Raw genomic sequence first — 20,480 nt, 5'->3', positions numbered from 1 at the left:
CGGGCGTCCTCTCCCAGAAGAGGACACCCGCCGAAAGTCTCGCGGTCAGTGCGAGAAGTTACCCCGGTAGTACTGGAACACGAATCCGATCATGGCCATGATGATCAGGAACACGCCGATCAGGAACATCCAGAACCCGATCACGAACCCGGCGAACGCGAACGCCGCCGCCAGGCAGAGGAACAGCGGCCACCAGCTGCTCGGGCTGAAGAACCCGATCTCACCGGCGCCGTCGCTGATCTCGGCCTGCTTGTTGTCCTCGGGCTGGTCGCCGATGCGCCGCGCCGTGAACATCAGGTAGTAGCCGATCATGAACGCGAAGCCGACCGAGATGGCCATGGCCGTGGTGCCGACCGGCTCCCCGTGCCCGGTGTCCGCCTTGGTCCAGAACCAGTAAGCGACGTCCACGCCGGCGAAGAACAGGCCGCACAGCAGGAACAGCCAACCCTGTACCTTCATCAGGCCTCGACCTCCTGGGGCGTCTTGGCGGACACGTGCGGGTAGTGCAGGTCGAACGCGGGACGCTCGGACCGGATCCGCGGCAGCATGGTGAAGTTGTGCCGCGGCGGCGGGCAGGAGGTCGCCCATTCGAGCGAGTTGCCGTAGCCCCACGGGTCGTCGACCGTGACCTTGGGCGCGCTGCGCGCGGTCTTCCAGACGTTGTAGAAGAACGGCAGCACCGACAGGCCGAGCACGAAGGCGCCGACCGACGAGATGAGGTTCAGGTCGGTGAAGCCGTCGGCCGGGCTGTAGTCGGCGTAGCGGCGCGGGAAGCCGACGACGCCGAGCCAGTGCTGGATCAGGAACGTCGCGTGGAAGCCGATGAACAGCAGCCAGAACTGCAGCTTGCCGAGCTTGTCGTCGAGCATCTTGCCGGTGAACTTGGGCCACCAGAAGTAGAAGCCGGCGAACATCGCGAACACCACCGTGCCGAACACCACGTAGTGGAAGTGGGCCACGACGAAGTAGGTGTCGCTGATCTGGAAGTCGAGCGGCGGCGAGGCCAGGATGACGCCGGTCAGGCCGCCCAGCAGGAAGGTGATCAGGAAGCCGATCGAGAACAGCATCGGCGACTCGAACGTGAGGTGCCCACGCCACATCGTGCCGATCCAGTTGAAGAACTTCACGCCCGTCGGCACCGCGATGAGGAACGTCATGAACGAGAAGAACGGCAGCAACACCTGCCCGGTCGGGAACATGTGGTGCGCCCAGACCGTGATCGACAGGCCGGCGATCGAGATCGTCGCGGCCACGAGGCTGATGTAGCCGAAGATCGGCTTGCGGCTGAACACCGGGAAGATCTCACTCACGATGCCGAAGAACGGCAGCGCGATGATGTAGACCTCCGGATGGCCGAAGAACCAGAACAGGTGCTGCCACAGCAGCGCCCCTCCGTTCTCCGGGGTGAAGATGTGGGTGCCGAGCTTACGGTCGGCCTCCAGCGCCAGCAGCGCGGCGGCCAGCACCGGGAAGGCCATCAGCACGAGCATGCTGGTCAGCAGGATGTTCCAGGTGAAGATCGGCATGCGGAACATCGTCATGCCCGGCGCGCGCATGCAGATGATCGTGGTGATGAAGTTGACCGAGCCGAGGATCGTACCCAGGCCCGACAGCGCCAGACCCATGATCCACAGGTCACCGCCCATGCCCGGCGAGCTGATCGCGGTCGACAGCGGCGTGTAGGCGAACCACCCGAAGGAGGCGGCGCCGTTGGGCGTGAAGAAGCCCGACACCGCGATGATGCTGCCGAACAGGTAGAGCCAGTAGCTCACCATGTTCAGCCGGGGGAAGGCCACGTCCGGCGCGCCGATCTGCAGCGGCATCAGCTCGTTGGCGAACCCGGCGAACAGCGGCGTCGCGAACATCAGCAGCATGATCGTGCCGTGCATGGTGAACAGCTGGTTGAACTGCTCGTTGCTGGTGAACTGCAGCCCCGGCTGCGCCAGCTCGGCCCGCATGATCAGCGCCATGACGCCGCCGATCAGGAAGAAGGCGAACGACGTGATCAGATAGAGGTGACCGATGATCTTGTGGTCGGTGCTGGACAGCCACTTCACGACCACCGCGCCCTTGGAGGCGCGCCTCGGGGTCGTCGAGATTGGCTCTTGGATGGCGGTCACTGGGCACTCCCAGCCTGAGTTGCGATGTACTGGTTCCACTCAGCGTCGCGGACGAGCTTCACCGAGAAGAGCATGCGGCTGTGGTCGACGCCGCACAGCTCAGCGCAGCGACCCGCGAAGGTGCCGGTCTTGTCGAGCGTCTTGATCTCGAAGAAGCGCCCCTTGTTGTCCTTGGGCAGCCCCGGGATGACGTCACGCTTGAACAGGAACGCCGGCACCCAGAAGGAGTGGATGACGTCGGGCGACTCCAGCTCGAACTCCACTGTCTTGCTCGCAGGCAACACGAGCTGCGGGCCCGACTTGTAGTCGCTCACAGGCTGGCCCACGACCGGCTTCAACGTCTTGCCGTTGACCGTCGTGGTGAACCGCCAGCTCCACTGGAACGCCTCCACCTTGACCTTGACGTCAGGATGGCCGGAGAGCACCTGCAGATCCCGGCTGTCGCGCGCGGTGAAGAAGAAGAACACCGACACCATCACCAGCGGGATCAAGGTGTAGAGCATCTCGATCGGCAGGTTGTAACGGACCTGCGGCGGGAGCTCGGCCTTGGCCTTGCGCTTCACATGGAACACACACGCCCAGATGATCAGGACGATGACCACGGCGCCCGTGGCGAGTGCGGCGACCCAGGCCCCGTTCCAAAGATTCTGGACGATGTCGCCCTGGCTGGTGATGTGCTCAGGAAGCAGACCCTTGGACCAATCGGCCTTGGGAACGTCATTAGCACATGCCGTAGCGGAGGCCAGCAGCAACGCCAAAGCGGCGGCTCGCGGCACTCTGCGCCGGGCCAACGAACGCCGTGTCGAACGGCGAGTCGGACTCACGGATCGCCTACCCCACAGATGAAGCCCAGGAGTCCTCCTGGGCGCTCGTATGTCTAAAAGCACAGCTGATTGCAGACACATTAGCGTGCAAGAGCCCCGCCCTCCCGCGCGCCCCCTCGATGGCGTACGGCAAGTGGGACGATGGGTCTCGTGGCGTACTTTGACGCGGCCTCGACCGAGCCGCTCCATCCCCAGGCCCGCGAGGCGCTCCTGGCGGCGATCGATGTCGGCTGGGCCGACCCCGCGAGGTTGTACGGCCAGGCCCGCCGTGCGCACCTGCTGCTGGAGCAGGCCCGTACGGAAGTGGCCGAGGCGCTCGGCGCGCGCCCGGACGAGGTGTCGTTCACCTCTTCGGGCACACAGGCCGTGCATCTCGGCGTGCTCGGCACCCTACACGGCAGGCGGAGGGCTGGGCGGCATCTGGTGACCAGCGCGGTCGAGCACTCCAGCGTGCTGCACGCCGCCAGCCTGCACGAACGCGGCGGCGGTACGGTGGAGATCGTGGGGGTGGATCTGCGCGGACGCGTCGACCCGGCCGCCTTCAAGGCCGCCGTCGCCAGGCCCGACACGGGCCTGGCCTGCCTGCAGACGGCCAACCACGAGGTCGGCACGCTCCAGCCGGTGGCGGAGGTGGCCGCGGCCTGCCGGGAGCACGGCGTCCCGCTGCTGGTCGACGCCGCGCAGACGGCCGGTCGGCTGCCGATTCCGGAGGGCTGGTCGGTGCTGACGGCCAGCGCCCACAAGTGGGGCGGTCCCGCCGGGGTGGGCGTGCTGGTGGTGCGCAAGGGCACGCGGTTCAGGTCGTTCCTGCCGGAGGACGAGCGCGAGCGGCGCCGGGTCCCCGGGTTCGAGAACGTACCGGGCATCGTCGCCGCCGCGGCCGCGCTGCGCGCGATGACCGCCGAGGCGGCGCGCGAACGTTCCCGGCTCTCCGCGCTCGTCGACAAGATCAGGCGGACCGTGCCGGAGATCGTGCCCGACGTGGAGGTGATCGGCGATCCGGTCGAGCGGGCGCCCCACATCGTGACCTTCTCCTGCCTCTACGTCGACGGGGAGGTCCTGCTCACCGAGCTGGACAAGGCCGGATTCGCAGTATCGTCCGGGAGTTCGTGCACCGCTAGTACGCTTCGTCCATCGCACGTTCTGGAAGCCATGGGCGTGCTCACGCATGGGAATGTCCGGGTGTCATTGCCCAGGGGCGCTTCCGCGGCCGAGGTCGACAGGTTCCTCGCCGTGCTGCCCGATGTGGTGCACCGAATCCGGCAGGACGCAGGAGTCGCATGACCGAGGTTATTCAGCCGGCGTTGACGATCGACGCGCTCGGGAAGAAGTGCCCGATCCCGATCATCATGCTCGCCGAGCAGATCAACTACGTCCCGCTCAACGCCGTGATAGCCGTCCTTGCCGACGATCCGGCCGCGTTCACGGACGTCCCCGCGTGGTGCCGCCTGAAGTCCCACCGCCACGTGGGCTCCTACGAGCTGCCGCAGGGCGGCTGGTCCATCCACGTACGCCGCAATTACTGATATTTCGTACGTACGGCGCAGAGCACCCCAAAGTGGGTAGGAAGCCCCTCGGGTCAGACCATCGACTTCTGGGGGGAAGACATGACGGATGGACATTCACATCGGACCGCGCGCGACCTGATGAGCCAGGGCGCGGAGTGCATCCCCGCCCACGAGACGCTCGATCGGGCCGCGCAAATGATGCGTGACAGCCATGTCGGGGCACTGCCGGTCTGCGTGGACGACCGCGTGACCGGGATCATCACCGACCGCGACATCGTGATCAAGTGCGTGGCCGAGGGCCGTGCCCCGTCGGCCATGCGGGCGGGCGACCTGGTGGTCGGGCTGGTCTCGGTGCCGGCCGACGCCACGGTCGAGGAGGCCCTCCAGCTCATGGAGGAGCACCAGATCAAGCGGCTGCCGGTGATGGCGGACATGCGGATCGTCGGCATGATCACCGAGGCCGACCTGGCCAGGCACCTGCCCGACGATCAGCTGGTCGAGTTCGTCCACCGGGTGTACATGGACGCCTGACCACCTGCCGCATCGCGGGCCGCGCACGCCCTGCGATGTCGCGGGCCGCGTACAGGGCGCGTCTTCGCGGGGGAACACACCACCCCGCCGCACCGACCGTGCGGCGGGGCGATCCGCGTAGGGAGGCGGTGGCGGGTCAGGCGTGGTGGCAGCGGACGAGGTCCGCGATCTCCTCGGCGGCCCCGGCCCCGTAGGCGGCGCCGAAGCGCTCCAGGAAGGCCTTCTGCCCGAGCTCGTACTCCTGGCCGCCGACCCGCTCCAGCACGTGCGTGGCGGTCAGGTTGCCGAGCTGGCCGCAGCGCTCCAGCGGCAGGCCCCAGGCCAGACCGGACAGGAAGCCGGCGCGGAAGGCGTCGCCGACGCCGGTCGGGTCGGCCTTGCCCTGCTCCGGCGCGGGAGCGACCTGGATGGACGGCTCGCCCGCGCGGTCGATGACGGCGCCCTTGGGGCCGAGCGTGGTGACGCGGACGCCCACCCGGTCGAGGATCTCGGCGTCGGACCAGCCGGTCTTCTGCTCGATGAGCCCCTTCTCGTAGTCGTTGGAGAACAGGTAGGCGGCGCCGTCGACGAGGTCACGGATCTGCTCGTCGCCCATGCGCGCGAGCTGCTGCGAGGGGTCGGCGGCGAACGGGATGCCACGCTGGCGGCACTCGTCGGTGTGGCGCAGCATGGCGTCGGGGTCGTTGGGGCTGATGAGCACCAGGTCGAGCCCGCCCACGCGGTCGGAGACGGGCCGCAGCTCGATGAGCCGCGCCTCGGCCATCGCGCCGGTGTAGAACGAGGCGATCTGGTTGTGATGCTCGTCCGTGGTGCACAGGAAGCGGGCCGTGTGATGGTTCTCGGAGACGTGCACGGAATCGCAGTCCACGCCGTGGCGCTCCAGCCAGGAGCGGTAGTCGGCGAAGTCCGAGCCGACCGCGCCCACGAGAATCGGCTTGAGCCCCAGGCAGCCCATGCCGAAGGCGATGTTCGCCGCGCACCCACCGCGACGGATCTGCAGGTCGTCGACCAAGAAGGAGAGCGACACCCGATCGAGCTGCTCGGCGATGAGCTGATCGCCGAAGCTTCCTGGGAAGGTCATCAGGTGGTCGGTCGCGATGGAGCCGGTGACGGCGATGCGCACGGGATTCTTCTTCCTCGTTGTCGGCAAGCCAATGAACCAAACGAGGATACGCGAGTAAGGATACGCGAAGGTCCCGCGTCGCACGGATGCGAGCGGGACCTTAGACGCATCGACTAGTTGAACGAGTCGCCACAGGCACAGGAGCCGGTGGCGTTGGGGTTGTCGATGGTGAAGCCCTGCTTCTCGATCGTGTCGACGAAGTCGATGGAGGCGCCCAGCAGGTAAGGGGCGCTCATCCTGTCGGTGACCACGCTCACGCCGCCGAAGTCGGACACGACATCGCCGTCCATCGAACGGTCGTCGAAGAAGAGCTGGTAGCGCAGACCGGAGCAGCCACCCGGCTGCACGGCCACGCGCAGCTGCAGGCCCTCTTCGCCCTGCTGCTCAAGCAGGGCCTTGACCTTGGCGGCGGCCGCGTCAGTCAGGATCAGGCCCTGCGTCGTGGTCTCGCTGCTCTCAACCGTCATCTGCTGACTCCCTAACCCGGCTGTCTGTTTACGACGTCCTACTTAGACGCTACCAACACATCCCCTGTGCTACACATTCCCAGCCCTCCGGACCCCCGGAATAAGCGCTACGGGCGATATGTCATGATGAGTATCGTCAGTTCGACGATAAGGGGGTATGGCCATGGCCACCCAGACTGGGCTGCCGCTCTTCGTACTCGGCCGGGACGCCGATCCGCACAGCGAGAAGGGGGTCGACTGTCCTGGTGAGCTGCCACCGGCCTCCGATCCGGACCTGGTGGAGCGGGCGCGCAAGGCCAAGGAGACGCTCGGTGACCGTTTGTTCGTGCTGGGTCACCACTATCAGCGTGACGAGGTCATCCAGTTCGCCGACGTCACCGGCGACTCCTTCAAACTCGCGCAGCAGGCCGCGGCCAGGCCGGAGGCGGAGTTCATCGTCTTCTGCGGCGTGCACTTCATGGCCGAGTCCGCCGACATCCTGACCGGCCAGGAGCAGAAGGTGATCCTGCCAGACCTGGCGGCGGGCTGCTCGATGGCGGACATGGCCACCTTCGACCAGGTCGAGGAGTGCTGGGAGTCGCTGGAGGACGCCGGTCTCGCCGATCAGGTGATTCCCGTCACGTACATGAACTCCAGCGCCGACATCAAGGCCTTCTGCGGCCGCAACGGCGGCGCGGTCTGCACCTCCTCCAATGCCAAGAGGGCCCTTGATTGGGCCTTTGAGCAGGGAGAGAAGGTACTGTTCCTGCCCGACCAGCATCTGGGCCGCAACACCGCGGTGCTGGAGATGGGCATGTCGCTGGACGACTGCGTCGTCTGGAACCCCCACCGCCCGAACGGCGGCCTCACCCGCGAGCAGCTCGACCGCGCCAAGATGATCCTGTGGAAGGGCCACTGCTCGGTGCACGGCCGTTTCACGGCCGAGTCGGTCGATGACGTACGGCGGCGCATCCCGGGCGTCAACGTGCTCGTGCACCCGGAGTGCAAGCACGAGGTGGTGCTCAAGGCCGACCACGTCGGCTCGACCGAGCACATCATCAAGACGCTGGAGGCGGCTCCGGCGGGTTCGAGCTGGGCGATCGGCACCGAGCTGAACCTGGTCAAGCGGCTCGCCACGCAGTTCCCCGACAAGAACGTCTCGTTCCTGGACAGGACGGTCTGCTACTGCTCGACGATGAACCGGATCGACCTGCCGCACCTGGTGTGGGCACTGGAGTCACTGGCGCTCGGGGAGGTCGTCAACCAGATCACGGTCGACGCCGACACCACCCACTGGGCCAAGGTCGCCCTGGACCGCATGCTGGCCCTCCCCTAACGCCGGGGCTCCCCTGCCACGACGGACCGCCCTTATCCGCTCCCCCGCAGGGGGTAATCCCCCCAAAGGACCCCAGCCCACAACGGACCGCTTCTTTCCCACCCCGGCAGGGGAACCCCCGAAGGGACCCCAGCCACAACGGACCGTCGCAGGGATCGAGACGGTCGCGCGACGAACCCCACTAATCACCGAAGGCGTACACAACCCGGACGCCAACCGACAAGGTCTGGCGTCCGGGGCTGATCGACGCCTTCTCCTCCGCCGCCAGCGCGGCGAACGCCATCGGCTGCGGCCCGCCCACCGACTCCTCGGTCACCGAGACGACCCCGCCCAGCGGGCGCCCGGCGAGTTCGGCGTACTGGGCGGCCTTGGCGGCGGCGTCACGGAACGCCCGTGTCCTCGCCTGCGCCAGGGCCCCGCTGGGGTCGGACAGCTCGAACGAGACGCCGTTCAGCCGCGCCTCCTCCCCCACCGCCGCCACGGTGTCGATCACCCGGTCGGCCCGCGACAGGTCGCGGACCAGCGCCTCGACGCCCTGCGCGGCTCTGTATGCGGCCACCTTGGGATAGACCTCGTACTCGGGACCAAGGGACAACTCGCTGGTACGCAGGTCCTCCGGGGCGATGCCGGCCCCCGTCAGCGCCTCTGTGAGCCGGACGGCGGCGGCCCTGACGGCGGCGAAGGCTTCGGCGGCCGCGGTCCTGCGCACCTCCACGCCCGCGTTCAGGCGCATGACGTCGGGCGCGGCCGAGACCGCCCCCTCGCCGGCGACGGCGATCTGCTCGTGCTCCGTTTCCACGCGCACCCCCTTGGGTCCGTAGGATCGGCGGGTTCGTCAGGGCGTACCGCGGCTGAAGCGCATGCCCATCTTGTCGAACTCGGCCCGCTTGGCCGCGGTGGCCAGCACTCTGATGACCTGCCCCTTCAGATCGATCACAACCGCCTCGTATCCGGCGCCCTTGACCCGCCACACGGCCAGGTGCTGGTCATCCCACCAGCCGATGAGCCGGTTGGTGGCGAACGGGATGGTCACGGGCGTGCCGCCGCCGCCCGTCGTGGACCTGGCGCAGACCGCGCCGCCCGCCGCGGTGCAGTGGGACAGGAACAGCCCGCCCGACGGGGAGACGTCGTCGCCCTCCACCCAGACGGGCGAGCCCGCGCTGGTCAGCGTGCGCAGCGCGTTGCCGTCCAGGTCGTAGAACTTCATCCGGCCGCCCACCCACGTACCGACGGCCTGCCCGCCGGCGTCCCAGAAGAAGCGCCACTCGCCCGCGCCCTTCTCCTTGACCTGGTAGACCTTGCCCGTGCCCCGCGCGACGTCGATGACGCCGTAGCCGTACTCGACGCTTTCCCCGCTCTCATCCTTGAAGAGCGTGACCAGGCCGAGCTTGCCGTCCGGCGACCAGCGTGGCGTCGTCGGGAACACCGGCCTCATGCTGAGCTTCACCGTGCGCTTGGCGCCGGTCCGGTGGTCGATGATCGACACGAGGGAGTAGCCGTCGCCGCTGTAGTCGACGTCGGTGGCGAGCGCGCGGGCTCCGTCGGCGTCCAGGGCGTACTCGAAGTAGTGGTTGTCGAGCGTGAAGTCGTCGGAGGCGGCCCGCCGGATGTAGACGCCCTTGCCGCCGTTCAGGCTGTAGGAGGCCAGCTTGATCGGGTCGGAGCCGTTCTCCCTGATCTCGACGGAGGTGCCGGGCAGCGCGATCGTCCGGGTGCTCTGGTCCGGGCTCGGGGTCGGCGTCGGGGTGGGGGTGGGGGTGGGGGTGGGGGTCGGGGTGTACGAGGCGTCCGGGCTGTTCGTGTTCTCCGGTGTCGGCGAGGAGGTGCCGATCGGGCCGGGCAGGGACGCAAGCCGTACCGCGACGATGCCGCCCACGGTGGCCAGCGCCAGCGTGCACGCGACCGCCGTGGCGACGATCCATCCGATGCCCCGCCTGCCGCCCGTCCGGGCGGGCGGCTGGGTCAGCGGGAGCCGCTGTTGGTATAACGGCCGCGCGTACGGGGGCGGCGGAGGCTGCTGGTACGGCATGTGCGCCGACGGCACCGGCCCCGAGCCACCCGGCGCCCGAGGTGTGGAGCCCATCGCCGGGATGGGACCCGAGGTGACCGGCGGGATGGGGCCCGAGGCGGCCACGGCGGTCCCCTGGTGCAGGAGGCTGGGTGGGGCGCCGCCGGACTGGTGTTGGAGGCCGGGTGCGGCGCCGCCGGGCCCGTGGCCGAGCAGCCGCATCAGCGCCTCGCCCGCCGTCGGCCGCCGCCCGGGATCCTTGGCCAGGCAGTCCGTCACCAGCGAGCGCAGCGCCGGATCCTGAATCGGCGTGACGTCGGCGTCGGTATGGATGATCCGGTTCACCACCGCCGGCAGGCTGTCCTGCCCGAACGGCGGCTGCCCGGAAGCGGCGAACAGCAGCGTGCACGCCCACGCGAACATGTCCGCCTGAGGCCCGGGAGCCGCCTCCGTGAGCTGTTCGGGCGCCATGAACGACGGTGTGCCGATGGCGCTGGCCGTCAGCGACGAGGTCAGGTCGAGCGCCCTGGCGATGCCGAAGTCGATCACCCGGGGGCCGTCGGAGGCCAGCACGACGTTCGACGGCTTGAAGTCGCGGTGCACGATGCCCGCCTGGTGGATGGCGACGAGCGCGGTCACCGTACCGATCGCCAGGCGGTGCAGGGACGTCCCCGAGCGCGGACCGTCCGTACGCACCACGTCGTCGAGTGTCGGCCCGTCGATGTACTCGCTGACGATGTACGGCAGACCGCCGAACAGCCCCGTCTCGATGACCTGAGCGGTGCAGAAAGGGGCGACCCGCCGGGCCATCGCCACCTCGCGGACGAACCGTTCGGACGCCTCGTGGTCTCCGGCCAGGTCCGCGCGGAGCAGCTTCACCGCGACCCGCGCGCCGTTGGCGGCGGTCGCGAGGTAGACGGTCCCCTGCCCGCCCTCGCCCAGCCGCCCCGACAGGGTGTACGCCCCGACCGACGCGGGATCCCCTGGCCTGAGGGCCACGAGGTCCGGCATTGCAACCCCCATATATGGCGTCTTTTCCGCCATTCTGGTGGGTTCCGCGGCTCCGCGTCAGCCCATCGACCCACACACCAGCCAGAACACGCCGGTCGCGTCGTCCCGCGGTCCGCCGCCGAGGCCGGGCGCGCCGTCGCGTCACGGCCCCGGACGGTGTCACGCCACAGGCCGCGGGCGCGTCGCGTCACAGGCCGCGAACGGCGTCGATGATCGCGCCAGCGGCGGTGAGGTGGATGCGGCGGGTCGAGGAGGTCAGGCGGACGTGGTCGGCGTTCAGGTCGCCCGCCAGCCGCTCCTGACGTCGTGCCCTCCCGCCCGCGCTGATCACGGCCACCGGGCTGATCACCGTCACCGGTACGTCGGGAAAGGCGTGCCGCGCCCGGACAAGGCGCAGGTCGGCCGCCATGTCCCGCCGGGCCAGAAACTCCCCAACGGCCGCGGCGAGCACCCGGCCGGTACGGTACCCGCGCCCCCGGTCCGGCAGTCCACTGACCAGCCGATGGACGACCGGCCCCGCCAGGAAGGCGAGCGCGGCGGCGCCCCAGGCACCGCCCAGCGCGGGCAGCCATCGGCCGACGGACCGGCCGAGCGACGAGGCGCGCCGGTCACGGTCGGCGCGGCTCGGGTCGACGAGCACCAGCCGGGACACGCACATCGGATGCAGCCTGACGAACGCCTCCGCGTGCCAGGCGGCCACCGAGTGGGCCACCACGGTGACCTGTTCGGGATGGGCGGGGGCCAGGGCGGCCAGGCGGGCCGCCTCCCCGTACAGAGTGGGTGGAGCCGGCGAGGCGGGACTGCGGCCGAGACCGGGCCGGTCGAAGCGGATCACCCGGTGGCTCCGGGCCAGTTCGGCGGCCACCCCGTCCCAGTGGGACGACGCACCGCCCAGCCCCGCGCTGATGAGCACGACCGGCCCCACGCCCTGAACGACCACATGCGGCCCCTGACCAAGCGACAGCGGAGGGTCGTCGGCCTCCAGCAGTCGCAGCGCGACGTACACCAGCCAAATCGCCACAAGCGTCGCCTGCCCGCGCTGCGCCAGCCCGGCCGGATATCCGCCCGCGATGGCCGCCAGCGTCAGTGCGGTGACGCCCAGGGCCGCGCCGGTGATCAGCCAGGCGAGGCAGGTGTCCCAGTATCGGCTCAGCAGGGCCATCGCGGCCAGCACGGCGGCCGTGGCCAGCACGCCGGTTACGACGTGGACGTGGTGCGAGAGCGACAGCGGGCCGAGCTCGCAGACGGGATCGCCCAGCGCGGCGCAGTCGAGCGGGAACAGCCCACCGGCGAGCACGAGAACGCCGAAGGCCGCCAGCCCGAGCCAGGCGAACCGCTCCCGCCGCACCCTGGGGGTCAGCGCCACCCCGAGCACGATCGCCAGGCCCGCCAGCACGTCGGCGGTCCTGAACAGGCGCGTCGCGGGCTGGTCGCGCGCCGCCAGCTCGCCGACCAGGCCGTCGCTCCGGTCGACCAGCGGGCTGGTGAACTGGCCGGGCATCCAGGCGCTGTACAGCACGGCCGCCACCACGAAGGCGGTGGCCGCGAGCACCAGCAGTCGTCGCTCCACGTGATCATTAGATCACCCGGTGCGATCAGAGGCCGGGGGCGCCCCATACCGGGAACCAGCGGCCGAGGTCCTGTTCCAGCGGTAGCTCGCCCTCCAGCGCGCCTCTGGCCTGGAGTTCGAGCGCGTTGTCGCGGTGCTGGCCGGACAGCGGCGCGAAGGGGTAGAACGTGCCGCGCTTGTACAGGTAGACGACCGCCAACCGCCGGCCGTTGGGATCGGTGAACGACACCAGCGAGCAGAGCAGCGAGGGACCGAATCCGGCGCCCTCCAGCGAGGCGTTGACCGCGTGCAGCTCGGTGACCAGGTCGCTGATGTCGTCGGGCGATCGGCGCACCAGGAGCCAGGTGTAGCCGTAACCGTCGGAGGACTTGTCGACGCGGTCGCCGAGCAGCGCCTGCACGTCGCTTTCGAGGGTGGCGAACGCGCCGCCCTCCGCCGCGCGGAAGGACACCGAGCCGAGACCGGTGGGAACGAGACCGGTGGCGGCCTGCAGTGTCACCGCCGCGGATGGCAGCGCGAACAGTGCGTCGAGGTTGGGTGGTGCGGGCTTCGACCGGCCTAGCAGGGTGTCGAGCCAGCCCATACTGTCAGCCCCTTCCGAGTTGGGCGGAGATCCTGGCCAGCTGCTCCAGGCGGCGCTCCAGCGGTGGGTGAGTGGAGAACAGGGTGGCGATGGAGGCGCCCTTGGCCAGCGCCGGGGCGAAGTAGAAGGCGTTGAACGGCGCCGCCTCACGCAGGTCTTGGCTCGGGATCCTGGCCATGTCGCCGGTGACCTTGGTCAGCGCGCTGGCCAGGGCCGACGGCCGCTGGGTGAGCAGCGCGCCCGCCCGGTCCGCGGCCAGTTCGCGGTAGCGCGACAGGGCTCGGGTGAGCAGGAAGCTGATCGCGTACACGACGATCGAGACCAGCATGATGATCAGCCCGATCGGCACGCCGCCGTTGTTGTCGCGGCTGCGCCCCAGCCCTGTGTACAGGGCGAACCTGGTCATCAGACCGGCCACGATGCCGAGGAACGAGGCGATCGTCATGACCGCGACGTCACGGTGGGCGACATGCGACAGCTCGTGTGCCAGCACGCCCTCCAACTCCTGGGGCTCCAGGCGGCGCAGGATGCCGGTCGTCACGCAGAGGACGGAATTGTTCTGGTTGCGACCGGTGGCGAAGGCGTTGGGGACGTCGGAATCCGCTATCGCCACCCGCGGCTTGGGCATGTCGGCCATCGCGCACAGGCGGTCGACCATGCCATGGAGCTCGGGAGCCTCTTGCGGCGAGACCTCCCGGCCGTGCATCGCGAACAACGCGATGCGATCGGACAGGAAGTACTGCGCGAGCAGCAGGCCCCCGGCGAGTACCAGCACGACCAGTCCTTGAACGCCCACAGCGATGAGGACGCCCATGAAGGCCACGTAGAGCAGCCCCAGCAGGAACATCGTCACGACCATGCGGGTGGTCAGACCGCGGTCGGGTGCGAACCGCGTGTTCACGGCTAGCCCGGGATGAGGCCCTGGTCGCCCAGCATCTCCCGGACCTCCTCGATCGAGGCGTCCGCGGGGGGAAGGATCAGCTCTGACGGCTCAAGGCTGTCGTCGGGAAGCGACTTGCCCACGAGGCGAACCTTGTCGAGCAGGGCGTGCAACTTGACCCGGAAGCTCGCCTCGTCGTCGGACTCGATGGCCGACTCGAGCTCGCTGTCGAGCTGGTTGAGCACGGAGATGTCGTCGGCCGAGATCTCGACCTGCCCCTCGCCCATGATTCTGACGATCATGCGCCCTCCCCAGGCTGGCGCAGCTGCTGCGTGTTCTGAGGCTGAGCCTGCTGGGGCGCGGCCTGCTGGCCGCCCTGGCCCGGCTCGATGGCGCTCTTGGGCGCCGGACCCTGGCCGAGCTCGGCCTTCATCCTGGCCAGCTCCAGCTCCACGTCCATGCCGCCGCCCATACGGTCGAGCTCGGCCTGGATGTCGTCGCCGCGCGTGCCGCTGTAGTCATCGAGCGCGCCGCTGGCGAGCAGCTCGTCGATGGCACCGGCGCGGGCCTGCATCTGCGCGGTCTTGTCCTCGGCGCGCTGGATCGCGAGACCGACGTCGCCCATCTCCTCGGAGATGCCGGAGAAGGCCTCGTTGATGCGCGTCTGCGCCTCGGCCGCGGTGTAGGTGGCCTTGATCGTCTCCTTCTTCGTACGGAAGGAGTCGACCTTCGCCTGCAGCCGCTGGGAAGCCGTGGTCAGCTTCTCCTCCTCGGCCTGCAGGTTCTCATGCTGGATCTTCAGGTCGGCCATCTGCGACTGCAGATTGGACCGGCGCTGGAGGGCCTCGCGGGCCAGGTCCTCGCGCCCGACGGACAGCGCCTTGCGGCCCTGCTCCTCATAGCGCCTGGCCTGCTGTTCGAGGCCGTTGACCTGCAATTCCACCCGCTTGCGCGAGGTGGCGACGTCCGCCACGCCCCGGCGTACCTTTTGCAGCAACTCCAGTTGCCGCTGGTAGGAATAGTCGAGGGTCTCGCGCGGATCCTCCATTTTGTCCAGGGCCTTGTTGGCCTTGGACTTGAAGATCATCGAAAGTCTCTTCATCACGCTCATGCGCGTCGGCCGTCCCCTTCTTAGGTCGTGCTGGTGTTCACCCAGTGCAGCGCAGCCGCCTTGGGATTACCCTACGCATAACGCACGGGGGCGTCACTAAGTTGCCATCCAGGTAGGGTTGACGTCGTGTTGCGACGCCGTTCCCAAACCTCCGTGGACGACACCCCCGTCCCCATTGACGATCCTAAGCCCCAGGGCAAGGGTCGTCCCACACCCAAGCGCCGGGACGCGGAAGGCAGACGGCGCCAGCCGGTCACCGCGCCCAAGGACCGCAAAGAGGCCTATCGACAGGCCCGCGCCAAGCAGACTGTCGAGCGCGAGCGGGCCCGCAAGGGCATGCTCGCGGGCGACGAACGCTATTTCCCGGCCCGCGACAAGGGCCCGGCGCGCAAGTTCGCGCGCGACTGGGTCGACTCGCGGCGGCTGCCGAGCCAATACTTCCTGCCGTTCTCGCTGGTGATCCTGCTGGCGACGTGGATCCCGTGGCCCGCCGACATCCGTCCGCTGGTGCTCGGCTACGTGATCACGATCGGCTGGCCGATCATGATGATCGGTGTGCTCTTCACCTCGATCTTCGTGGCCTGGCGGATCAAGAAGCTGGTGGCGGAGAAGTATCCCAAGGAGAACCTGCGCGGCGTCGGCTTCTACGCCGCGATGCGGGCCCTGCAGATCCGCAAGCTGCGCTTCCCGCCGCCCGCGGTCCTGCCGGGCGGCAAGCCGGTGCCGCCCAAGAAGTAACGCGGTTCACTCCCCCTTTTCCCAGCGCAGCATCCCTCGCGTGACCGTGGGCCGCCAGCCGTCGAACTCCGTACGGTTCTCCAGGCTGTCGGCGACGGTCCGCATCAGCGCGTAGTAGGAGGGCAGGCGCGGGCTCATGCCGGAGACCATGTCGTCCCAGCCGACCTTGCCGCCGATGGAGTCGACCACGGCGTATTCGAGGTCCGCTCCCTCACGCTGACCGAAGGAGAGGACGGGGATCGTCCGGCCGTGCCACCACCCGATCGCCGGGTCGGTGCCGTTGTTGGCGCAGAGAGCCCGCCAGGTATCCCTGATGTCGCGGATGCCGAGGTTGACGGTGCCGTCGAACCAGGCGCCGAAGCCGAAGGCGCCGGCCCCTCTGGAGCCGTTGTGGCGCAGCAGCGAGGCGCGCAGGCTGTCGGGGAAGTCCACGCCCATCTGCGACTCGGCCACAGCGATCGTCTTGGCGCGGCCCGGACGGCCCAGCGTCGCGTACGTCTTGGGCGCGTTGGCCTTCAGCCACCGCTCGACGCGCCGCCACTGGCGGTCGACCGCGCGTTTCACCTTGGGGTCCAGCGGCCGGACGGTGACCGGCCGCGGCTCGGGGTGGCAGAACGGATCGGGTACGGCGGGCGAAGGCGTCGAGGCCGCTTGGTCGGGAGCGAGCTCGTCGGGAGTGGGCCCGGCGGAAACGGACTCGGCGGGAATGGGCTCGTCGGTGGCGGGCTGGGCGGGAGCGGTGGCGGCCATGGCCGAGCGCCTCGCGGCGTCGCGGAACATCTCGCCGAGAGGGTCTTCTTCCCGGTCGTGGATCGGCATGCCCATGAGGGCGAACACCCCGAAGACCACCGCGGTCAGCGCGGCCACGCCGAGCAGCGCCATCATCGGCCGGGCCCTGCCGCGCACCCGGTAACGCGCCAGATCAGCCCCGCTGGGGCGGCCCAGGATCGGCTCGGGGCCGCTCGGCTCCGTCCCTTGCTCAGGCCCCTGCTTCAGGCTGCGGGCCCGGCGGCGCAGCCGTACCGCTATCGCGGTCAGGATGGCCGCGGTCAGCGCCAACCGTACGAGCTTCAGCACGTCGCGCACCCTATCCCGATTTAGATCACTTCATGAGACGGGCCTAAGGTCGGATCTATGGAATTCCGTACCCTCGGTCGCAGCGGTCTCAAGGTCAGCGAGATCAGCTACGGCAACTGGCTCACCCATGGCTCCCAGGTCGAGGAGGACGCCGCCAAGCAGTGCGTGCAGGCGGCGCTCGACGAGGGCATCACGACGTTCGACACCGCCGATGTCTATGCCGGCACCAAGGCCGAGTCGGTGCTCGGCCGGGCCCTGAAGGGCGTACGCAGGGAATCGCTGGAGATCTTCACCAAGGTCTACTGGCCGACGGGCCCCGGTCCGAACGACCGCGGCCTGTCCCGTAAGCACATCACCGAGTCCATCCACGGCTCGCTGCGACGCTTGCAGACCGACTACGTCGACCTGTACCAGGCGCACCGCTTCGACTTCGAGACGCCACTGGAGGAGACGCTCAAGACCTTCGACGATCTCGTACGGCAGGGCAAGGTCCTCTACATCGGCGTCAGCGAGTGGACGGCCGACCAGATCGCCCAGGCGCTGAAGATCGCCGACGACATGGGCTTCGACCGGATCGTGTCCAGCCAGCCTCAGTACTCGATGCTCTGGCGGGTCATCGAGCCGGAGGTCGTGCCGCTCAGCGAGCGTGAGGGCATCGGCCAGATCGTCTGGTCGCCCATCGCGCAGGGCGTACTGACCGGCAAGTACCTGCCGGGCCAGGCCCCGCCGGCAGGCTCCAGGGCGACCGACACGGCCGGCGGCGCCGACATGATCGCCCGCTTCATGAACGACGACGTCCTCACCCGCGTACAGGAGCTCCAGCCGATCGCCGCCGATCTGGGCCTCACCATGGCGCAGCTCGCAGTCGCCTGGGTCCTGCAGAACCCGAACGTCTCCAGCGCCATCGTCGGCGCCTCCCGCCCCGAGCAGGTGCGCGACAACGTCAAGGCGGTCGGGGTCAAGCTCGACTCCGACGTACTGGAGCGGATCGACTCCGTGCTCGGCCCGGTGGTCGAGCGCGATCCCGCCAAGACGGCCAGCCCGCCGAAGCGCCCATAACATCCCCGGCAGCAAAAACCCCTTGAGCAACAATGACGCTCAAGGGGTTTTTCATTTCTCTTGCTTCACTCCGGACGCAATGACAATCCCGTGTATTCGACCCGGTCCTCGTCGAGCAGCGCCACCTGCTCGACCCCGGATTCCAGCAGCTCACCCCAGTTCTCGCCGAGCCAGGACTCCGCGTCCGCCTGGCTCGGAAAAACTTCTCGCGGCAAAGGGCGATCCGTTACCTCACCACCATTTGCATTTTCATAACGCCACCGCCATGTCATGCCATACGCTCCTTTTCCGCAGGTTCGCCGGCGCACCCTCCGACGGCACTGGAACCTTACTCCCGAGCTTGGAGGTCAATCGATGCTGCGCGCGTATCGTGTGGCGACAGAAGTCGCCGTCGCGGCGGCCGCCTTCCTCGCCGCCCCCTCCCCTGCCCTTGCCGCCTCCTCGGCCTTCCCCGCCCTGGCCACGCCCTCGGCCCTCCCTGCCCTGGCCACACCCTCGGCCCTCCCTGCCCTCGCCATGCCCTTGGCCCTCCCTGCCCTCGCCGCATTCTCCGTCTTCCCCGCCCTCGCCACACCCTCCGTCGGACCCAGCGACCCCGTCCCCGGAGCGCCCGATCCCAACGCCGTACGCCTATGGAGCGTCTGGCAGAGCGACGGCACCGCGTGGCTCGCGAGCTCCGCCAAGGAGGTCCCGCCGGACGGCTCGGTGATCGGCTGGCGCTTCTCCGCCTCGCCCGACGGCACCGCGACGGAGCCGCCCGGGGGCGACCTGCCGTCGTTCCAGACGGTGTGCGGCAAGGACGCCGCGGCTTCTGGCAGCAAGCGGGTCGTGGTCAGGGTGGACTTCGGCGACCCCGAATCTGACGCCTTCCCCGGCGAGCAACCGCCCGCGGAGGGGCTGACGAAGTGCGTGACGGGCGCGGAGACCGCCTCCACGGCCCAACTACTGGCCACGGCCGCCAAGGCCCGTGTGAACGCTCAGGGGGACGTGGTGGCGATCAACGCCTACCCAGCCGGGGCCGCCGCCGGCATCGACCTCGGCACCCCCGCCTCACCCGCCGACTCCTCGTCGGACGGCGCCTCGTCGGACGGACCGCCACTCACGCTGATTTGGGGCGGCGCGGTCGCCCTCGTCCTCCTCAGCGGCGGCGCCATTGTGGCCACCCGCCGCCACCCCCGAACCCCCTCCCACTGACCCACACCCCACGCCCACGCCCCGACACCAGGCGCAAATGTTCCGAAAGCGGCATTCCACTTCGTGCCACTCCCCAACCCCAAGGCCCCCCGCCCGCCGAAACCAGCAGCCCCGCCGTAGGCCACCCACCCCCAACGGCCCTCAGGCCGCCGGGAGCGGCAGCTCCGTTGCGGGCCGGGATGCCGAGGTCTATGTACGCTCGGCCCGGTGAAACTCCTTCTCGCCGGTACCGCAGGCCGCACAGGCTGGCCGGAGCCGGGTTGCCCGTGCGCCTCATGTGCCGGGCTCCCCTACGGCCACCGACGACCGTTCGAGCTCGTGGTCGACGGTGTGACGCGGTTCCCGTTCGACGATGTGCCGCCCGGTTACCGGGCCCTGGCCGACGGTCACGGCCTGGAGGGCCCCGATGGCACCCGTCTGCTGTACGCGCGCCCTGCCGCGACGGCAGCCCCGGACGCCACCACGGTTCCGGACGTGACAGCGACCCCGGAGGCGGCGGCGTCCCCGGCTGGCCCGTACGACATCGTGCTGATCGATCCGCTCGACCGGCCCGAGCGGATCGGGCTCCTGCGCCGGGCGGGCCTGGTGGCCGACGGCACCCAGGTGGTGGCCGTCGGCCTGGACCACCGGGTCAGGTCCGAGGAGGAGTTGTCACGGCGGCTCGCCCTGTGGGGCGTACGAGCCGTGCCGGACGGGACGACTCTCGACACCGCGCTCGCCGTCCCACCGGCTTCACAGGCTCCAGCACAGCCGAGGAGAACTCTGCTGCTGGGCGGTTCCCGTTCGGGCAAGTCGGCGGAGGCTGAGCTACGACTGGCCGCCGACCCGTACGTCACCTATGTCGCCACCGGCTCGCGCGGCGAAGGCGACGGTGAGTGGGCGGCGCGGGTACGGGCCCACCGCGAGCGCAGGCCCGCGCACTGGGCGACGGTGGAGACCACCGACCTGGCGGGGACGATCCGCGCGGCGACGACGCCGCTGCTGGTCGACGGACTGGGCACGTGGCTGGCGGCGGTGTTCGACGAGTGTGGTGCCTGGGACGGCGATCGGGCGCCGGTCGCCGCGCGGTGCGATGAGCTGGTGGCGGCGTGGCGGGGTACGACCCAGCGGATCGTGGCCGTGTCGGACGAGGTGGGCATGGGCGTGGTGCCCGCCACGGCCAGCGGGCGGGCGTTCAGGGACGAGCTGGGGCGGCTCAACGAGCGCCTCGCCGACGAGTCCGAATATGTCGCCCTGGTGATCGCCGGCCGCCCAGTGCGTCTGTGACACCGGAGATACGCGACGCCCGCGTGCGGTCCGGATCGGCCCGGCGACGGACCGCTCCGGCGTATGGCCAGGGCGGGCGGCGGACCGCTCCGGCG

The 20,480-nt window shown here is 69.4% G+C and carries 22 protein-coding genes; 8 read left to right on the top strand and 14 right to left on the bottom strand.

Going from position 1 to position 20,480, the window contains the following annotated elements; translation table 11 throughout:
• Positions 1–45: 45 nt before the first annotated feature.
• From ACGFJ2_RS24550 to ACGFJ2_RS24540, 3 genes are read right to left on the bottom strand one after another with little or no spacing between them, the layout of a single operon-like run.
• Positions 46–459, bottom strand: coding sequence for a cytochrome c oxidase subunit 4 (locus tag ACGFJ2_RS24550; protein WP_225298434.1), 414 nt, complete (start codon positions 457–459; stop codon positions 46–48).
• Positions 459–2,120: a cytochrome c oxidase subunit I gene (gene ctaD / locus ACGFJ2_RS24545; protein ID WP_357944954.1), complete on the bottom strand. Its 1,662-nt coding sequence runs from the start codon at positions 2,118–2,120 to the stop codon at positions 459–461. Before ctaD ends, ACGFJ2_RS24550 begins: the two co-directional genes overlap by 1 nt.
• Positions 2,117–2,911, bottom strand: coding sequence for a cytochrome c oxidase subunit II (locus ACGFJ2_RS24540; protein WP_393471880.1), 795 nt, complete (start codon positions 2,909–2,911; stop codon positions 2,117–2,119). Before ACGFJ2_RS24540 ends, ctaD begins: the two co-directional genes overlap by 4 nt.
• A gap of 174 nt (positions 2,912–3,085) precedes the next feature.
• Between ACGFJ2_RS24540 and ACGFJ2_RS24535 the strand changes: the two genes are divergently transcribed.
• From ACGFJ2_RS24535 to ACGFJ2_RS24525, 3 genes are all read left to right on the top strand, one after another.
• Positions 3,086–4,228, top strand: a complete 1,143-nt coding sequence (locus ACGFJ2_RS24535) for a cysteine desulfurase family protein (protein ID WP_363989482.1) — start codon at positions 3,086–3,088, stop codon at positions 4,226–4,228.
• Entirely contained in the window at positions 4,225–4,470 is a 246-nt protein-coding gene (locus ACGFJ2_RS24530; protein ID WP_225298426.1) for a sulfurtransferase TusA family protein, read from the top strand. The genes ACGFJ2_RS24535 and ACGFJ2_RS24530 overlap by 4 nt, the downstream gene beginning before the upstream one ends.
• An 81-nt stretch (positions 4,471–4,551) precedes the next feature.
• Positions 4,552–4,983, top strand: coding sequence for a CBS domain-containing protein (locus ACGFJ2_RS24525; protein ID WP_357944947.1), 432 nt, complete (start codon positions 4,552–4,554; stop codon positions 4,981–4,983).
• Positions 4,984–5,119: 136 nt separating this feature from the next.
• On the opposite strand, the gene ACGFJ2_RS24520 is transcribed toward ACGFJ2_RS24525, so the two are convergent.
• Positions 5,120–6,106: a carbohydrate kinase family protein gene (locus ACGFJ2_RS24520; RefSeq protein ID WP_357944945.1), complete on the bottom strand. Its 987-nt coding sequence runs from the start codon at positions 6,104–6,106 to the stop codon at positions 5,120–5,122.
• 113 nt (positions 6,107–6,219) lie between these two features.
• The gene (locus ACGFJ2_RS24515; protein ID WP_357944942.1) at positions 6,220–6,573 is read right to left on the bottom strand and encodes an iron-sulfur cluster assembly accessory protein; all 354 of its coding nucleotides are present in this window, start codon (positions 6,571–6,573) and stop codon (positions 6,220–6,222) included.
• A gap of 157 nt (positions 6,574–6,730) precedes the next feature.
• On the opposite strand from ACGFJ2_RS24515, the gene nadA reads away from it, so the two are divergent.
• On the top strand, positions 6,731–7,888 hold the full coding sequence (nadA, locus tag ACGFJ2_RS24510) for a quinolinate synthase NadA (protein ID WP_358188206.1): 1,158 nt from the start codon (positions 6,731–6,733) through the stop codon (positions 7,886–7,888).
• Between the two features lie 181 nt (positions 7,889–8,069).
• Here the strand turns inward: nadA and ACGFJ2_RS24505 are convergent, their stop codons facing one another.
• From ACGFJ2_RS24505 to ACGFJ2_RS24475, 7 genes are all read right to left on the bottom strand, one after another.
• Complete coding sequence (locus tag ACGFJ2_RS24505; RefSeq protein ID WP_357944938.1) at positions 8,070–8,687, bottom strand: SIMPL domain-containing protein; 618 nt, start codon at positions 8,685–8,687, stop codon at positions 8,070–8,072.
• A 36-nt stretch (positions 8,688–8,723) separates the two neighbouring features.
• On the bottom strand, positions 8,724–10,907 hold the full coding sequence (locus tag ACGFJ2_RS24500; RefSeq protein WP_393471872.1) for a protein kinase: 2,184 nt from the start codon (positions 10,905–10,907) through the stop codon (positions 8,724–8,726).
• A gap of 187 nt (positions 10,908–11,094) precedes the next feature.
• The gene (locus ACGFJ2_RS24495; protein ID WP_357944933.1) at positions 11,095–12,477 is read right to left on the bottom strand and encodes an alpha/beta fold hydrolase; all 1,383 of its coding nucleotides are present in this window, start codon (positions 12,475–12,477) and stop codon (positions 11,095–11,097) included.
• Positions 12,478–12,502: 25 nt separating this feature from the next.
• Positions 12,503–13,060 carry a hypothetical protein gene (locus ACGFJ2_RS24490; RefSeq protein ID WP_357944931.1) on the bottom strand — a complete coding sequence of 186 codons (558 nt, stop codon included), beginning with the start codon at positions 13,058–13,060 and terminating at the stop codon, positions 12,503–12,505.
• A 4-nt stretch (positions 13,061–13,064) separates the two neighbouring features.
• The gene (gene htpX / locus ACGFJ2_RS24485; protein ID WP_358188227.1) at positions 13,065–13,961 is read right to left on the bottom strand and encodes a zinc metalloprotease HtpX; all 897 of its coding nucleotides are present in this window, start codon (positions 13,959–13,961) and stop codon (positions 13,065–13,067) included.
• Between the two features lie 2 nt (positions 13,962–13,963).
• Positions 13,964–14,242 (bottom strand): hypothetical protein, encoded by a 279-nt coding sequence (locus tag ACGFJ2_RS24480; RefSeq protein ID WP_357944926.1) that lies wholly within the window; start codon positions 14,240–14,242, stop codon positions 13,964–13,966.
• Positions 14,239–15,051 carry a PspA/IM30 family protein gene (locus tag ACGFJ2_RS24475; RefSeq protein ID WP_357944923.1) on the bottom strand — a complete coding sequence of 271 codons (813 nt, stop codon included), beginning with the start codon at positions 15,049–15,051 and terminating at the stop codon, positions 14,239–14,241. The genes ACGFJ2_RS24480 and ACGFJ2_RS24475 overlap by 4 nt, the downstream gene beginning before the upstream one ends.
• 153 nt (positions 15,052–15,204) lie before the next feature.
• Between ACGFJ2_RS24475 and ACGFJ2_RS24470 the strand changes: the two genes are divergently transcribed.
• Positions 15,205–15,789: a DUF3043 domain-containing protein gene (locus ACGFJ2_RS24470; RefSeq protein ID WP_225298405.1), complete on the top strand. Its 585-nt coding sequence runs from the start codon at positions 15,205–15,207 to the stop codon at positions 15,787–15,789.
• Positions 15,790–15,795: 6 nt separating this feature from the next.
• Here ACGFJ2_RS24470 and ACGFJ2_RS24465 read toward each other — a convergent pair whose 3' ends face one another.
• Entirely contained in the window at positions 15,796–16,866 is a 1,071-nt protein-coding gene (locus tag ACGFJ2_RS24465; RefSeq protein ID WP_393471865.1) for an SMI1/KNR4 family protein, read from the bottom strand.
• A 57-nt stretch (positions 16,867–16,923) separates the two neighbouring features.
• Between ACGFJ2_RS24465 and ACGFJ2_RS24460 the strand changes: the two genes are divergently transcribed.
• Entirely contained in the window at positions 16,924–17,925 is a 1,002-nt protein-coding gene (locus ACGFJ2_RS24460) for an aldo/keto reductase family protein (protein ID WP_357944918.1), read from the top strand.
• A 65-nt stretch (positions 17,926–17,990) separates the two neighbouring features.
• Here the strand turns inward: ACGFJ2_RS24460 and ACGFJ2_RS24455 are convergent, their stop codons facing one another.
• On the bottom strand, positions 17,991–18,140 hold the full coding sequence (locus ACGFJ2_RS24455) for a hypothetical protein (RefSeq protein ID WP_393471862.1): 150 nt from the start codon (positions 18,138–18,140) through the stop codon (positions 17,991–17,993).
• Between the two features lie 157 nt (positions 18,141–18,297).
• Between ACGFJ2_RS24455 and ACGFJ2_RS24450 the strand changes: the two genes are divergently transcribed.
• On the top strand, positions 18,298–19,119 hold the full coding sequence (locus ACGFJ2_RS24450; protein ID WP_393471859.1) for an SCO2322 family protein: 822 nt from the start codon (positions 18,298–18,300) through the stop codon (positions 19,117–19,119).
• Between the two features lie 318 nt (positions 19,120–19,437).
• Positions 19,438–20,385, top strand: a complete 948-nt coding sequence (locus ACGFJ2_RS24445; protein WP_393471856.1) for a bifunctional adenosylcobinamide kinase/adenosylcobinamide-phosphate guanylyltransferase — start codon at positions 19,438–19,440, stop codon at positions 20,383–20,385.
• The last annotated feature ends 95 nt before the right edge of the window (positions 20,386–20,480 follow it).

It is taken from the genome of Nonomuraea sp. NPDC049028 (assembly GCF_043197735.1).
Taxonomy (GTDB): domain Bacteria; phylum Actinomycetota; class Actinomycetes; order Streptosporangiales; family Streptosporangiaceae; genus Nonomuraea.
The sequence above is the reverse complement of the archived record's forward strand: the minus strand, read 5'-3'. Positions and strand labels throughout refer to the sequence as shown.